The sequence below is a fragment of the Rhodovulum sp. PH10 genome (assembly GCF_000293785.1).
In the GTDB taxonomy this organism is placed as follows: Bacteria; Pseudomonadota; Alphaproteobacteria; order Rhizobiales; family Xanthobacteraceae; genus Rhodoplanes.
In genome coordinates, this window is sequence record NZ_AKZI01000040.1 from 12,274 (window position 1) to 27,632 (window position 15,359).

12 protein-coding genes and 1 pseudogene are annotated in these 15,359 nt (G+C 67.9%); 7 read left to right on the plus strand and 6 right to left on the minus strand.

The features are described 5' to 3' along the window. Positions 1–222: 222 nt before the first annotated feature. A complete protein-coding gene (locus A33M_RS08075) occupies positions 223–1,119 on the minus strand; it encodes a dihydrodipicolinate synthase family protein (protein WP_008385607.1) in 897 nt (298 codons plus the stop codon). Between the two features lie 261 nt (positions 1,120–1,380). On the opposite strand from A33M_RS08075, the gene A33M_RS08080 reads away from it, so the two are divergent. The 4 genes from A33M_RS08080 (at position 1,381) to A33M_RS08095 (ending at position 3,911) form a co-directional block, all read left to right on the plus strand. Continuing rightward, positions 1,381–1,698, plus strand: coding sequence for a hypothetical protein (locus A33M_RS08080; protein WP_008385609.1), 318 nt, complete (start codon positions 1,381–1,383; stop codon positions 1,696–1,698). 225 nt (positions 1,699–1,923) lie between these two features. After that, complete coding sequence (gene msrA / locus A33M_RS08085) at positions 1,924–2,598, plus strand: peptide-methionine (S)-S-oxide reductase MsrA (protein ID WP_008385612.1); 675 nt, start codon at positions 1,924–1,926, stop codon at positions 2,596–2,598. Between the two features lie 126 nt (positions 2,599–2,724). Then, complete coding sequence (locus A33M_RS08090) at positions 2,725–3,381, plus strand: polysaccharide biosynthesis/export family protein (protein WP_008385615.1); 657 nt, start codon at positions 2,725–2,727, stop codon at positions 3,379–3,381. Between the two features lie 167 nt (positions 3,382–3,548). Next, positions 3,549–3,911, plus strand: a complete 363-nt coding sequence (locus tag A33M_RS08095; protein WP_040619712.1) for a hypothetical protein — start codon at positions 3,549–3,551, stop codon at positions 3,909–3,911. Between the two features lie 15 nt (positions 3,912–3,926). Here A33M_RS08095 and A33M_RS08100 read toward each other — a convergent pair whose 3' ends face one another. The 5 genes and pseudogenes from A33M_RS08100 to A33M_RS08115 all read right to left on the minus strand — a co-directional run bounded on the left by A33M_RS08100 (position 3,927) and on the right by A33M_RS08115 (position 10,794). Further along, on the minus strand, positions 3,927–6,374 hold the full coding sequence (locus A33M_RS08100) for an alpha-amylase family glycosyl hydrolase (protein ID WP_008385619.1): 2,448 nt from the start codon (positions 6,372–6,374) through the stop codon (positions 3,927–3,929). Between the two features lie 46 nt (positions 6,375–6,420). Continuing rightward, complete coding sequence (locus tag A33M_RS24835; protein ID WP_008385621.1) at positions 6,421–6,708, minus strand: hypothetical protein; 288 nt, start codon at positions 6,706–6,708, stop codon at positions 6,421–6,423. A gap of 205 nt (positions 6,709–6,913) precedes the next feature. Next, a pseudogene (locus A33M_RS25355) lies at positions 6,914–7,126 on the minus strand (EthD domain-containing protein); the annotation flags it as partial. 34 nt (positions 7,127–7,160) lie between these two features. Next, a complete protein-coding gene (locus A33M_RS08110; protein ID WP_008385625.1) occupies positions 7,161–8,708 on the minus strand; it encodes a type 1 glutamine amidotransferase domain-containing protein in 1,548 nt (515 codons plus the stop codon). Between the two features lie 34 nt (positions 8,709–8,742). Further along, positions 8,743–10,794, minus strand: coding sequence for an AGE family epimerase/isomerase (locus A33M_RS08115; RefSeq protein WP_008385627.1), 2,052 nt, complete (start codon positions 10,792–10,794; stop codon positions 8,743–8,745). A 528-nt stretch (positions 10,795–11,322) separates the two neighbouring features. Here A33M_RS08115 and A33M_RS08120 point away from each other — a divergent pair. The 3 genes from A33M_RS08120 to A33M_RS08130 all read left to right on the plus strand — a co-directional run bounded on the left by A33M_RS08120 (position 11,323) and on the right by A33M_RS08130 (position 15,244). Further along, positions 11,323–12,225, plus strand: coding sequence for an ABC transporter ATP-binding protein (locus tag A33M_RS08120; protein WP_008385629.1), 903 nt, complete (start codon positions 11,323–11,325; stop codon positions 12,223–12,225). Next, complete coding sequence (locus tag A33M_RS08125) at positions 12,222–14,165, plus strand: AMP-binding protein (protein WP_008385631.1); 1,944 nt, start codon at positions 12,222–12,224, stop codon at positions 14,163–14,165. The genes A33M_RS08120 and A33M_RS08125 overlap by 4 nt, the downstream gene beginning before the upstream one ends. A 185-nt stretch (positions 14,166–14,350) precedes the next feature. Next, a complete protein-coding gene (locus tag A33M_RS08130; RefSeq protein ID WP_008385633.1) occupies positions 14,351–15,244 on the plus strand; it encodes a branched-chain amino acid ABC transporter permease in 894 nt (297 codons plus the stop codon). Positions 15,245–15,359 lie beyond the last annotated feature (115 nt).

The following is a 15,359-nucleotide window of genomic DNA, read 5'->3' on the forward strand; positions in this document are numbered from 1 at the left end:
CGTGTCGGACGTACGTCGTAGCGGGCATATGCCTCGTAACGAGCACACACCTCGTAGCGGGCATAAAAGTGCTTCGCGGCGAGCCCTCCCGCCGCGCTGAGAGCGTGCTTATAGGAGGGCGGCGACGGGCCGTCAACGCCGGATGCGCGATTTCGGCCCGTCCTCGTGCAGATCCGCCGCGCTATGCGCGACGGGACGGTTTCGCTGCCGCAGCGCCGCCGGTCAGGCGACCCGCAGCGACCGCACGGCGTCGTAGCCGGAGATCACCGCGGCGCGGTCGGTCGCGGTGAACGGGCTCAAGGGCGGCAGCACCCGGTTCCAGGCCGGATCGCCGAGGCAATAAGCGAGCATCGCCTTGATGCCGGCGACCAGCGGGCGCCCCTCGAACAGGTTGCGGATGGTCATCGCCTGATCGAGGGCCGCGGCGTCGCCGCCGTGATAGGCCCGCGCGCACAGATCGGCGTTGAGATTGGCGGTCGCCGAGATGCAGCCGGCGAAGCGGCCCTCGCGCGCCTCGAGCAGCGCCACCTCCGAGGTCGGGAAGACGTCGAAGCCGTGCGCGATCGAGGCGATCGAGCGGGCGTAGTCGAGGTCGCCGGAGGCGTCCTTGAGGCCGCGCAGCCGGGTGCCGAAGGCATCGAGCAGGCGGCGCACCAGCTCGACCCGCCAGCCGACGCCCGTCAGGCTCGGATTGTGGTAGAGATAGAGCGGCACCGGAACGGTGGCGGTCGCGGTGACGATCCGCTCGACATAGGCGAACAGCCCGTCTTCCGGCACGCCCTTGTAATAGAACGGCGGCAGCAGCAGCGCCCCACCGAAGCCGAGCTCGGCCGCATGGCGGGTGAGCGCCACGGCGTCGGCCACCGCGGCCGCCCCGGTGCCGACCATCAGCTTGCCGAGCGGCAGCCCGGCGTCGCGATAGGCGTTCATCACCGCCTCGCGCTGCTGGCGCGAGAACGAGGTCGCCTCCCCGGTGGTGCCGAGCACGTTGAGCCCGTCGCAGCCGTGCGACAGGAGAAGACGCGCGAGCGCGACCGCCCGACCGTAGTCCGGAACACCGTCCGGATCGATGGGAGTGGCGATCGCTGCGATGACGCCGCGGGGCCCCGTGTGCTCCATGGCTGCCTCCATCGAACGATCGGTCCGCGACGCCATCCGACCGTTCCCACGTCCTCTGCCCCGACGCCGCAGCCTCAATCGGGCGCACGGGTCGGCGTCCTTGTCCACCCGCAGGAGGGGAATGTCTGGGTCGCACCCGCCAGACCCTCTGTCGGAGCGTTCGGGTGCGCGTTATGCTCTGCGGCGGTTCCGGTGCCATGCGCCGGCCGAGCCGTGACGCCCCCGCACCGCCCGAAAACCCGCCGAACGCGACCCGCCCCGATGATCCGCTTCGTCTTCCGCTTTCTCGGCCTCGTCATTCTCGCGCTCGCCTTCATCTTTCTCGTCTATGACGGGACCAAGTCGATCGCCGCAGGAACACTGCAGATGGTCGAGTTCGGCGACATGTGGAACGCGGTGCACGCCGACAGCCTGGCGGCCGTTCAGCCGGCGATCGAGCGATGGCTGTCGCCCTGGGTGTGGGACCCGGTGATGCTGAAAATCCTCTCCTCGCCCACCTGGCTGGTGCTCGGGATCGTCGGTTCCGTGCTGGTTCTGCTCGGCCGCAAGAAAAAGCCGCTGATCGGCTATGCGCGATGAGCATCGCCCGGACGGTGCGATGAGACCACGAGCGCCGTTTCGAGCCCGGTGGCTCGGTACGGCAGCGGACGCGAGCCATGCGACTCGCAGGCCCGTGCGGGCGCGCGCTCCGCATCCTATCTAGAGCCGGCGCGGCATGGCCCGTCCCGACCACCGAGCCCGGCTCGGTCCGGCTCGGCCGATGCCGCGGTCCCGTCACCCCCGAGGGAAGGAAGGGTTCGCCGCATGTTCATGTTCCGCAAGAAGACCGACCTGCCCGCGCCGCACGAGATGCTGCCCGGCCGCGACCGCCCGATCGCCACCGCCGTCGAGCACTATGTCGACGGCCGGCCGCTGAAGGGGCCGTATCCGGCGGGCAGCGAGACGGCGGTGTTCGGGCTCGGCTGCTTCTGGGGGGCCGAGCGGAAATTCTGGCAGCTCGGCGACGGCGTGATCGTCACCGCGGTCGGCTATGCCGGCGGCGGCACCCCGAACCCGACCTACGAGGAGGTGTGCTCCGGCCGCACCGGCCACACCGAGGTGGTGCTGGTGGTGTACGATCCCGCGGTGATCTCCTACGCGCGGCTCCTGAAGACGTTTTGGGAGAGCCACGACCCGACCCAGGGCATGCGCCAGGGCAACGACATCGGCACCCAGTACCGCTCGGCGATCTATGTCACGAGCCCGGCGCAGCGGACGGCGGCGGACGCCTCCCGCGACGCCTTCCAGCAGGCGCTCGACGCCCGCGGCTTCGGCACCATCACCACCGAGATCGCCGACCTGGCGACCTTCTATTTCGCCGAGGACTATCATCAGCAGTATCTCGCCAAGAATCCCGGCGGCTATTGCGGGCTCGGCGGCACCGGCGTGAGCTGCCCGGTCGGGCTCGCCGAAGCGCCGGAGAAAACGCCGGCGGCGTGAGGCTTTCTCGGCCAGCGCGGACCGCTCGGGCGGCTTCCCGCCACCCGCGCGCGTCTGCGATCAGCCTTTGTTAACCTTAAGCGCGCACTAATCCGGTGTCGGGTTCTTTCGTTTCACCGGGTTCACATGCGTCACGTTCTGACCATCGTCGCGCTGTCGGCCGCGCTCGCCCTCGGCGGCTGTATCGGGCCGAAGCCGCGGCTGGCGCTGGCACCGCCGCCCCCGCCGCCGACCATCGACGCCGTCGTCTATGGCGGCCCGGCCGTGGTGCCGGTACCGCCTCCGCCGGGTGTCGCGGCGTTCGCGCCGGTGGAGGACAAGGAGCCGCCCTACACGCTCGATTCCGGCGACAAGCTGCGCGTCATGGTCTACGGCCAGGACGGCCTCACCAACACCTATGCGGTCGACACCGCCGGCCGCATCACCATGCCGCTGATCGGCGCGGTCTCCGCCCGCGGCAAGACGACGTCGGAGCTCTCACGCGCGATCGCCGCAAAGCTGCGCGACGGCTATCTGCGCGAGCCGCACGTCGCGGTGGAGGTGGAATCCTATCGGCCGTTCTTCATCCTCGGCGAGGTGACGTTTCCGGGCCAGTATCCGTTCGTCGCCCACATGACGGCCGAGACCGCGGTGGCGATCGCCGGCGGCTTCACGCCGCGCGCCTATCGCCAGGAGGTCGAGGTGACCCGCCCGACCGCGCAGGGGCCGCTCAAGCTGAAGGGGCCGATGATGATCCAGGTGCGGCCGGGCGACACCGTGGTGGTCTCCGAGCGCTGGTTCTGACCGAATACTTGCGACGAAGGCTCCCACTTTAACGTTTTGGCGAACGCCGTCTCGAGGCTCGCGGACGAAACAGTCCGCGGGCCTTTCGTTCGTTTTCGCGACGGAGAGAAACACGCCCGCATGCTCGACCCGAGCATCCGGGAGGTTTTTCTTTGGGCGAGCGAGCGTTGTGGGTCGACGACACGCGGCACAACCGTCACGACGGGACACGCGAGGCCGGACACGATTTCGCGCTGTCGGTCGAGCCCGTGCTCACCGCCGGCGGCCGGCGCTTTCGCGTCAGCGCCTTCGACATCGACAGCGGCCTGCTGATCGGGCGCTGCGAGATCGCCGCCACCGCAAGAGGCGACCCGCCGGCGCTCGCGCCGGCAGAACTTCTGGAGCGGGTCGGCGGACGCTATCGCCTTGCCGCCTTGCGGGTCGACGACGCGTTGCTGCGTCTCTCGGCCGCCAACCAGCGCGTGGCACGCTTCCGTGCCGGCCGGGCGCGCCGGCTCCGCCGTTGGCGTAGCCGCATGCCCGCGACCTGAGTTCGCTCCCGCTCCTCATTCACGCCGCAGCACCACAAGCGCGCAGGCCGGCAGCCGCACGGTGACCGCGCCGTCCGCCGCATCGATCGGCCCCGCCTCGACCAGCCCGCCGCCGCCATAGACCGCCGCGTCGCTGCCGAGCACCTCGCGCCAGCGTCCGCCGCCGGCGAGCGTTTGATGCGCGATGCGATAGCCGTCGGCGAAGGCATGGTTGTTGAGGCTCGCCACCACCAGGAAATCGCCCTGCCCGTCGACCCGGCGAAACGCCAGCACGCGATTCTGGTCGTGCACGTGCAAGACCTCGATCGCATGCGTGCGGAACGCGCTGCTCGACAGCCGCAGCCTGATCACGTCCTGATAGAAGCGGAAGAGATTCTGGCCGACCCCGTCGCGCAGCGCCGGATAGTTCTCGCGATGGCGGATGAAGTCGTCGTAGCGATAGGGCTGCCATGCGCCGACCTCCTCGCCCATGAAGAACATCGGCGGCGCCGGGCCGAGCAGCGTGAGGCCGGCGACCACCCGCGTGCGCGCCTCGGCCCACCGGCGCGTGTCGCCGACCAGCGGCGCGCCGTTCACCGCGACGACGACGGTGCGCGCCGAATGCACGTCACGCCCGTTCTCGCGATAGCTCGAATTGCCGGCCTCGTCGTGCGACTCGTGATAGACGACGTGGCCGCCCGCACTCGCCTGCATCGTGCCGGCGAACCAGTCCATCGCCAGCGGCCGGTCGTCGCCGTAGCCGGCAAAAGTGAGCAGCCGCGCGCGGGAGGAATCGTTGGTCGCGTCACCGATCAGCTGATGATAGAACTCGGCATACCAGGCGGCGTCGAAGCCGAGCCCGCCCTGCTCGCTCGACTGTGTCACGGCCGACCAGCCGGAATGATCCTCGGCGATCAGGATCACGTGCGGCCGCACCAGCCGCATGGTGCGGGTCCATTCGCGCAGGAACTTTGCGCCGAAAATGCGGGCGTGCTCGGCGGCGCGTCCGTCGGCGTGGATCACCGCATAGGAGTGCAGCGAGGTGGTCTGATCGACGCGAAAGCCGTCGACATGGAACTCGTCGACCAGCATGGCCGCGCTCGAGATGAACAGCTTTCTGACATTCTCCTCCCAAAAACGCGGCGCCCAGCCGGTCGACATGTTGTCGATATAGCCGCCCTCCGGGTCGCGGTAATCGCTCCGCTGCCCCTCGTACCAGTAATAGATGTTGCGCTCCGGCGCATCGGAATCGAACGCCCATTCGGCGCGGTCGGCGTCCGGCGTGTAGTGGTTGTAGACCACGTCCATGATCACCGCGAGGCCGTGGCGGTGACACTCGCGGACGAAATACTTGAACTGATCACGTCCGCCGCCGGCATATTCGATCGCGAGATAGTGCGAGGAGCCGTAACCCCAGCTCACCCACCCCTCGTACTCGGCGAGCGGCATCAGCTCGACGGCGTTCACCCCGAGGTCGCGCAGATAGGGCAATAGTTCCATCGCGTCCTTCAGCGTGCCGCGCGCGCTCTTGCCGGCGCCGAGCCAGTCGATATGCAGCTCGTAGATGATCAGATCCTCGAGCCGATGCGGCACCGGGCGGGCGGGATCGAACTCGTTGGCCCAGAATTCCGCCTCCGGGGTCCAGCGGAGCTCCGGGAACGTCTCCGAATCGAACGTCCTCGTCACCAGCGACGGGTCGACCACCACCGAGCAGCTCTTCGTTCCGTCGAGCGCACGCCGGCAGCCGCACCAGCTCGGGTCGCGCGCCGGATCGACCGCGCCCGAGCCGATCTGGCAGCGCGAATAGAGGTCGGTGCGATAGGCGATGGTGCCGTCGTCCTTGGTGACGCGGTACATGTAGAGCGTGTGATCCCATGGACGATAATCGGCGAGCGCGCGGTCGGCGGCGACGTCGGTCGACCACACGCCGTCGCCCTCGCGTCGCATCGGGATCACCGCGGTGACGCCCTGGCCGTCGTCGAAAATGTAGCCGCCCTTGTCCGTGTCGGCGCCGGTCAGCACCGCGCGGACCAGCTCGACGTTCTGCGCGTTCGGCGCCCACACCGCGAAGCGGATCGCCGGCCGCGCCGCGCCCTCGCGCATCAGCGGATTGGCGCCGATGCGCCGGCAATTGGTGAGAAAGTAGCGCTCGGTCTGGCCGCCTTCGGCGAGCACGAAGCTGCGCTCCCGCGCGGTCGAGGCCGCATCGCTCACCTCGGTCGCGACCACGCACAGGGTCTGCCCGGCCGCCGTCTCGCCGGTCACCGTCCAGCGAAAGGTCTGCCCCACCGCGCCCGGATCGAGATCTGCCGTCGCGCGAAACGCCGGGCAGCCGTCGTCGGCCGCGAACGGCGTCATCGAAACGGTGGACCAGTTCGCGGACGGCCTGCCGTCGCCGTCCCAGCCGCCGGCGAGCCGCAGGTTTCTCAGATCGATGTGACGCAGGCCGGTGCGATACTCGAACTGCACGGGAATGCGCGCCATGGCGCCCTCCTCCGAAATGTTCGGGTCGCCCTCTCGCGAGGGCGTGTCAGCGCGCGACGTGGGGCCGCGGATCCGGGCCGATGATCCAGTGCTCGGCGATCAGCATCTCGTGCCGCCAGCGCTCCTCCGTGCACAGCCCCCAGTCGGCCACGAGCATCGCCCAGGCGAGCGACGCCTTCGCCGCCTCGACCGACGCAACATCGCGAAACGAAAACTGCTCGACGCAGTCCAGCAACGCCTCGCCGACCGCATAGAGACCGTCCCGGGCGAGCCCGACCTGATAAGCCGACAGGCCCGGCAGCGCCTTGGCATACTCGGCATGCCGGCCGAGCACGTAGGCACGGAACTCCGGCAGCGGCAGCCCCTCCCGACGCTTGGTCAGAACCAGAAGCTCGGTCGGGGGGCGTCGCGCCGTCGGGATCGCCGAGCAGCGGATGGGCGGTGGTGTCGAGCACCACCGTCTGCCAGAACGCCGCCTGGTTCGGCTCGTCGGCGGGCGCGCCCTTTATCAGCTCCGGCGATTCGAGCGAGGCGATTTGCTCCTTCTCGTTGGCGAGCCAGATTTCCGCGACGCCGCTCCACAGCGGGTCCGGCGGATCGCCGGACCGCGGAATCCGCGTGTCGACCTCGTATCGTTCGATCTGCGGAATCTTGCTCGCATACTTCACCGCATGGACGGTGAGCCAGTAGTTCTGGAACTCCGCCTCGCTCATGCCCGGCTTCGGATGCGCGAAGATGAACTGATGGATCATGGCGACCCGTCCGCGCGCGTGACCGGCCTGCGGCTCACCAGCCCCACCGCCTGAGCGGCGGATCACCGTCGAGCATCTCGATCAGCTTCTGTCCGGTCAAAATGCTGTCGGGGGTCGAGCGGCCGGTGACGAACGGCCAGTCGACCAGCACGCTGGTCGGATGCCCGAAATTGCCGTGATAGCCGCCATCGGGCCCGGTCGCGTCGCGCAGGATGAACTCCAGCGGATAGGGCGGCGGGCCCATGTTGAAGTCGAGGAAGGTGTTGCGCGCCTTCACGAAAGCGGTGCCGTCCTTGTAGTCGTATTCGAGACAGTGGCCGGTGACGTGCTTGCCCCAGATGATGCTCTTCCTGATGTTCATGTCGCGTGCAAAGGCGAGGCAGGCGACGCCGTAGCATTCGGCGCCGACCGGCTTGCCGGCGGCGAGGAAGGAGAGGATCACGTCGTGCACGCGCTGATTGTTGACGAGATCGACCACCGGTCCGGAACCGCCGACGATCAGCACCGCGTCGTAGCGCTCGATGCCGACGCGCGCGGCTTCGAGATCACGATTGTACGCCTCGAGCCCGCGCACGAAGCTCGGCGCGGAGAAATAGGGGCGATCCGGAAACCAGTCGGCGAGGCTGATCGGGTGCTGCAGGCGCTTGCCGTTCTCGGTCGAGGGATCGTCGAACTCGCGCACACGGGCCGCCATCTCGGGCGAGGTGACGGGCCGCTGCAGCGGCGGATCGAAGAAATCCGGATCCATGCTGACCGGGATGGCGTTCGGCCGCTTGCCGGTCGGCGTGCAGAAATCGACCGCGTAGCCGACCCGATCGAACTCGCCGATCGGCCCGACCAGCTCCTCGCCCCAATAGCCCCATTCCGACACGACCACCAGAATGCGGCGCTTCGGCCGATCCTCCGACAGCGGCGGCAACGGCAGCGCCGGTCGCGGCGCCGGTGGCGAGACGATCAGATCCTTCACCGCGTCGACCAAGGCCTCGGTCGCGTGCCAGGAATTGTTGGTGACGAGATCACGATCGACCACCACCTGCTCGTCCGGAGGCGTGCCGGGCGCACACGGCGTGTAGATGCCGCCGGCATTCACCACGTCGGCGAGCACCACCTTGTTGCAGATCACCTTGCGGCCGGCGAGCAGATCGGGCGACGGCGTGAGCAGCCACAGGCCGTGACAGGCGGCCGCCTTGATGATCGCCGGGTTCTGCATCGCGCGGCGGAAGAAGTGCGCGGCCGGCACGTTGCGCGCCACCTCGGCGGCGTTGCCCGATGTCACGTCCTCGCGCTCGCTCCAGCGCAGCCGCACGCTCGTGTAGTTCGCCGAGACGATCACCGCCGCGTATTCGTCGGGGCTGACCGAGCCGAAATCCTTGTCGACCTCGAGCCATTCGATCTCGTCGGTGACGCCGGGCTCGACGGTGGAGTAGAAGCGCTGGCTCGGCTGGCCCCACAGGCGCGAGACGAACTCCACGGTCGCGCCGTAGCCCGCGAAACGCTCGCGATAGATCCTGATCTCGGCAGGGATGTACTGCGACTCGACGATGACGGCGATCTTCTTGCCGGCGAGAGGCTTGCTGGACATCGAATGAGCTCCTGGGGCAGAGGGGCGACCGGTGTCAGTGCGGCTCGATGGCGTCGAACTGGACGACCAGCGAAATCGTGCCGTCCCGGGTGTCGCCTGCGAGATCGGCGAGCGAGATCTGGAAGTCGTCGGGATTGGGTGAGCGGAGGCGGTCGGTCTCGTCGACGCCGTTGGCGATGATCTTCTGGATGGTCAGCCGGCCCGGCGTCATGAAGTCGGGCAGCACGTTGATCGAGGTCTGGCCGGCGCACTTCAAGACCCGGAAATGCAGGGAGAAGCCGTTGTCGGCGCCGTCGCCGGCGGCGACGAAGGTGCGGGTGTAGACGTGCGCGAGATAGGCGAGCTCGAAGGCGTGATAGCCGATCGCGTGGCTGCTCTTCATGCCGTACTGGCCGTCGATGATCGGCAGCCCGTCCTCGGTGGTGCGGAAGTAATAGCCCTGCCGCTCGCGGTCGAGGAAGAACAGGTTCCAGAACGCCTCGCACTCGCGGGCGAGACCGAGATACTGGCCGTTGCCGGGGGTCGCGCCGTGCAGGATCAGATAGGCGAGGATGCCCTGCTCCTGCTGCCAGAAATCCTTGGTGTTGCCCCAGGCGAACTGGATCGGCATGCCGTTCGTGGGCTCGCGCTCGACGCAATCGAAGATGCCGCCGCGCTGCACGTCGAGGCCGGCGGTCGCCATGCGGTCGCCGAGCGAACGGGCGACGGCGAGGCAGCGCGAGGCGCGCTCGGAATCGGCTGCGGAGTCCTGCACCTGGCCGAGCGCCCTGCGGCGCGCGCTGCGCATCTGAAAATAGGAGGCGCAGCGCGTGAGGTTCCAGGCGATCTTCAGGTTGTGGCCGACCACCGCGCGGTTCTGCTGCCAGCGATAGGTGTGGTCGGGCGTCCAGTCGTCGTGAAACCGCTCGTTGACGTAGTCGGACTTCGGATCGGGGAATTTCTCCACGATCAGATCGGTGGTCTCCTCGAGGATGGAGATGCAGCAGCGCAGCAGCTTGTCGAGCGGGCCGCGTGCGGTGCCCTGCGGCAGCGGATCGAGCGTGAGAATCAGATTGACCAGATAGGCCGGGATGTGGTCGCCGATCGAGTTCCAGTTCTTCCGCCGGAAGTTCTCGCCGAGCGCGATGCTGTCGGGCCGCATGGTGACCGGATCGATGTGCGAGTAATAGCCGCCCTTGCCGGCGAAGCCCTTGCTCGTGGCGTCCGGCGGATCGTGGAAGAACGCCTGGAAGGTGTTGATGGTGCGGCGGATGTCCTCCAGCACGTCGGCGTCGAGCGTGAGCCGATAGTACTGGGTGAGGCCGGCGAGCGCGTAAATCTGCTCGTAGAGCGGGATGGTGCCCTGGTCGTCCGGCCCCTGCGAGGCGAAAAACAGGCTCTCGCCCTTCTCGCCTTCGACGTTGCGCCGCCGGCCGTAGGCCCAGAAGCAGTATTCGCCGTCGTGGCTGGACGAGCGGAACGCCTGGCGCAGATAGCGCATCGCGGCGCGCGCGGCGAGGAAGTAGCGCTCGGCGCCGGTGATCAGGAAGGCGGTCGAGAGATCGTACAGGAGACGCGAGAGAACCGCGCATTCCTGCACGGTGTCGTTGGTCGGCTGGCCGAGAATGTTGAGGTCGGTGCGATAGAATTTCGAGAAGTCGTCGATCGTGTAGTCGCGGCGCGAATCGAACAGATGGTCGAGGATGCGGTCGGCCATCTGCGTCACCTGCACCAGCCACCAGTGCGTCTCCTCGAACAGCCAGCGGGTCGGCGCCGAGTGGAGCAGATAGACGGTGCGCGCCTCGAAGCTGGTGGCCTGCCCGTTGATCTGATGAATACCGCCGACGAACAACGGTCGGCCGATGGCGATGTATTTTGCGAGCGCGAACCGTATGCCGTCGTCGGTCGGGGCGCCGTCCGGGTCGGGCACGCGGTCCCGCGAGATCTGATCGAGGTTCGTCATCACCTGATAGTTGGTGCTCGGTCCCACGACCACCTCGTAGACGTCGCCGCTGCGCGCCTGCAGGCAGAAGGCCGGCTTGGCGGGGTCGACCGACACCACCTGGCCTGCGAGCGTCATCGTCTGCGTGAACCCGTGCAGCGGCATGGTCGTGCTCCTGTCGATCGATCCCGAACGGCCGGTTCTCGGTGAAGTGGCGAGTGTCCGGCGGCCGGCGAGCGGCCGCGACGGCGCAATCTGGCAGCGCTGCGGAAAAGGCCTCGGGCGGCGGAAGCGGCGCGGGGCGGCGACGCAGCGTGTGTTCCTCACGGGGCAGTACTTTTACGCGACTCGACCATCGAAAACAACCTTCGAACGAAGTTGTGATGACTGCCCGCCGAACGCGAAGGCGTGCACCGGCCCCCGACGCCGGCATCCGGCGCCCCCCGACGATGGTCGCAGCCGCGCCTTTCGTCTTATGGTTTGATTCCCGTCGCGAACCTGGGCACCATCTCGTTCGGCCCGGCTCACGCAGCGGGCCCATCAGCGAGCGGCGACCAAAAAGAGCGCCGCCGAAGAAAAACGCGGACGACCCGGAACGGGCACCGCGAGGAGAGGAAACGAGGGGCTGCATCGGCAGGCCGGCGGTCGACCATCGCCCGGCGTCTGCGAGCGTGCAGCCGCAGGGAGAGCGCCATGACGGACACGCCGCTCCTGGAGGCGTGCGCGGTCTCGTTGCGGTTCGGCGGCGTGCGGGCGCTCAACGGCGTCGGCTTCGCGGTGCGGCGCGGCGAGCTGTTCTCGATCATCGGGCCGAACGGGTCCGGCAAGACCTCGATGGTGAACTGCATCTCCGGTCGCTACACGCCGACCGAGGGAAAGATCCTGTTCGACGGCCGCGACGTCTCCGGCCTGTCGCCGAACCGCAGGGCGGCGCTCGGCATCGGCCGCACCTTTCAGAACCTCGCGCTGTTCCACCACATGAGCGTGCTCGACAACATCATGATCGGGCGCCACCACCTGCTGCGCAGCAACTTTCTCACCGGCTCGCTCTATTGGCTCGGCGCGCGGCGCGAGGAGCTGGCGCACCGCCGGCGCGTCGAGGACATCATCGACTTTCTCGACCTCCAGGCGGTGCGCAAGGCGACCGCCGGCACCCTCTCCTACGGGCTGCGCAAGCGCGTCGAGCTCGCCCGCGCGATGGCGCTGGAGCCGAAGCTCGTCCTGCTCGACGAGCCGATGGCCGGCATGAACCTCGAGGAGAAGGAGGACATGGCCCGCACCATCGTCGATCTCAACGAGGAGTTCGGGATCACGGTGATCATGATCGAGCACGACATGGGCGTGGTGATGGACATCTCGCACCGCGTGATGGTGCTGGAGTTCGGCTACGCGATCGCCGCGGGCCTGCCGGCCGACGTGCTGGCCGATCCGCACGTCAAGCGCGCCTATCTCGGCGAGAGCGACGACGAGAGCGCCGAGGAGAGCGGCGAACAGAGCGACGAACAGAGCGACGAACAAAGCGACGAACAGAGCGCCGACGGAGACGAGTTCCCCTCGGCGGCTGGCGCCGCCGACGAGCTGCGGGCGCGCGCATGAAAGATTTTCACGCCCGCGTCGATGCGGCCGACACCTGCCCGAAACTGCTGCGGCTCAATGCGCGGGAGTTTCCCGACGCGACCGCGCTGCGGGAAAAGGATTTCGGCATCTGGAAGAGTTTTTCGTGGGCGGATTATCACGCCCGCACGCGGGACCTCGCGCTGGGGCTTCTCGATCTCGGCCTCGGGGCGGGCGACGTCGTCGCGCTGATCGGCGACAACCGGCCCGACTGGGTCGCCGGCGAGATCGCCGCGCACGCGATCGGCGGCATGAGCCTCGGCATCTATCGCGACGCGCTGGAGGAGGAGGTCGAGTATCTCCTCTCCTACGGCGAGGCGAAGGTCGTCTTTGCCGAGGACGAGGAGCAGGTCGACAAGCTGCTCGGCCTCGCCGACCGCACGCCGGCGCTGCGTCACATCGTGTATTCCGACCCGCGGGGACTACGCAAATACGACGACCCACGGCTTCTGTCGGCGGAAACGCTGGCCGCACGCGGCCGCGAGCGGCACGCGCGCGATGCCGGTCTCTACGACCGGCTGGTCGACGCCACCGATCCGGAGGCGGTCGCGGTGCTGTGCACCACCTCCGGCACCACCGCGCGGCCGAAAATCGCCATGCTGCCGGGCGGCCGGCTGCTGCGCCACGCCGCGACCTATCTCGCCTTCGATCCCAAGCAGCCGGGCGACGAGTACGTCTCGGCGCTGCCGCTGCCATGGATCATGGAGCAGGTCTACGTGTTCGGAAAGGCGCTGGTGTGCCGGATGACGGTGAACTTCGTCGAGGAGCCGGACACGCTGATGCACGACTTCCGCGAGATCGCGCCGCACTTCGTGCTGTTCGCGCCGCGCGTGTGGGAGGCGATCGCGGCCGACGTGCGCTCGCGCATCATGGATACCTCGCCGCTCAAGCGCCGGCTCTACGACCTCGGCCTGAAGGCGGGATTTTCGGCTCTCTCGCGTGGAAGACGCTCGTGGGTCGCCGAGATTCTGGTGTTTCGCGCGCTGCGGGACCGGCTCGGCTTCACGCGGCTGCGCTCGGCGGCGACCGGCGGCGCCGCGCTCGGCCCCGACACGTTTCGCTTCTTCCAGGCGATGGGCGTGCCGCTGCGCCAGATCTACGGCCAGACCGAAATGCTCGGCGCCTATGTGACGCACCGCGCCGGCGAGGTGGACCCGGATTCGGTCGGCATCGCCATGGCGGACGAAATCGAGATCCGCATCGACGATCCCGACCGCGACGGGCTCGGTGAGGTGGTGGCGCGCCATCCCAACATGTTCACCGGCTACTTCAAGGCGGCGGAAGAAACCGCAGCCGACATCCGCGACGGCTGGATGCACACGGGCGACGCCGGCTTCTTCGACCAGAACCGCCGGCTCGTCGTGATCGACCGCAAGAAGGACCTCGCCGAGACCTCGACCGGTCACCGCTTCTCGCCGCAATACATCGAGAACAAGCTCAAATTCTCACCTTACGTCGCCGAGGCCGTGGTGCTCGGCGCGGACCGCCCGGCGATCACCGCGATGCTGTGCATCCGCTTCTCGATCGTCTCGAAATGGGCGGAGAAGAACCACATCGCCTTCACCACCTACACCGACCTCTCCTCCCGGCCCGACGTCTCCGCGTTGCTGCGCACCGAGGTGGAGGGGGTGAACGCCACGCTCCCCGCGCATCAGCGCATCGCGCGCTTTCTCCTGCTCTACAAGGAGCTCGACGCCGACGACGACGAGCTGACGCGCACCCGAAAGGTGCGTCGCGGCGTGATCAACGAGCGCTATGCCGAGATCATCGAGGCGATGTATGCCGGCGCCACCGAAATTCCGGTCGACACCACCATCAAGTTCCAGGACGGCACCACCCAGCGCATCCGCACCCGCTTGACGGTGGTGGACCTCGCGGGCAGCGCCGCGCCTGCGGAATCGGTTGCCGTGGCAGCGGAGTGAGGACGGCGCATGAAACGGATTGCCACTGTCACCGTCTCGGTCGGCCTCATGGTGAGGAGCGGCCAACGGCCGCGTCTCGAACCATGGGGCCGCCCCTGCCCTTCGAGACGTGTCCTTCGGACGTTCCTCAGGACGAGGGCGGATCGAGCCCGTTTGCCGAAGCAACGCAACACGAGCGACAGCCCATGAACACCGCGCTCCTGATCCAGCTCCTCGTCAACGGCCTGATCGTCGGCACGCTGTACGGCGTCGTCGCGATGTCGTTCGTGCTGATCTACAAGGCTACCAAGGTGGTCAACTTCGCTCAGGGCGAGTTTCTGCTGATCGGCGCCTGGGTGTGCTGGTGGCTGCTGACAAAATATCAGCTGCCGTTCTGGATCGGCATGCCGGTCACGCTCGTCTTCATGCTGGTGTTCGGCATCGCGCTGCAAGTGCTGGTGCTGCGCCCGCTGATCGGCGAGCCGGTGATCTCGGTGATCATGGTGACGATCGGCCTCTCCACCGTCTTCCAGGCGCTGATGAAGTGGATGTTCGGCACCAATCTCCAACCCTTTCCGCCGGTGTTCGCGACCCAGACGGTCGACGTGCTCGGCCTGCAGCTGCAGACCGTCTATCTGATGAGCCTCGTCGTGTCGGTCGCGATGATGGGCGGCATGGCGTGGTTCTTCTCGGCCTCCAAGCACGGCTTGGCGATGCGCGCCACCGCCTTCGACCAGCAGGTCGCGCAGTCGCTCGGCATCTCGGTGAAGAGCGTCTTTGCGATGGCCTGGGCGATCTCCGCCGTCGTATCCGCGGTTGCGGGCGTCGTGGTCGCGGTCGTCAACGGCGTCTCCGCCGGGCTCTCGGCCTACGGCATAAAGGTGTTTCCGGCGGCGATCCTCGGCGGGCTCGACAGCGTCGGCGGTGCCGTGCTCGGCGGCATCATCGTCGGGCTTCTGGAGAACCTCGCGCACTTCGTCGACAGCGAGTGGCTGCACTGGGGCAATCTCTACGAGGTCGCGCCGTTCTACGTGCTGATCGCGATTCTGATGATCAAGCCGTATGGCCTGTTCGGCACCAAGGACATCGAGCGGGTGTGACAATGACCGGAACGACCTGGCCGGCGGCAGCACGGAACGCTCCCTCTCCCCGCTCGCGGGGAGAGGGTTGGGGTGAGGGGCGGCTCGGAAAGCCCGGCAACGGCGCCCCAGCCGC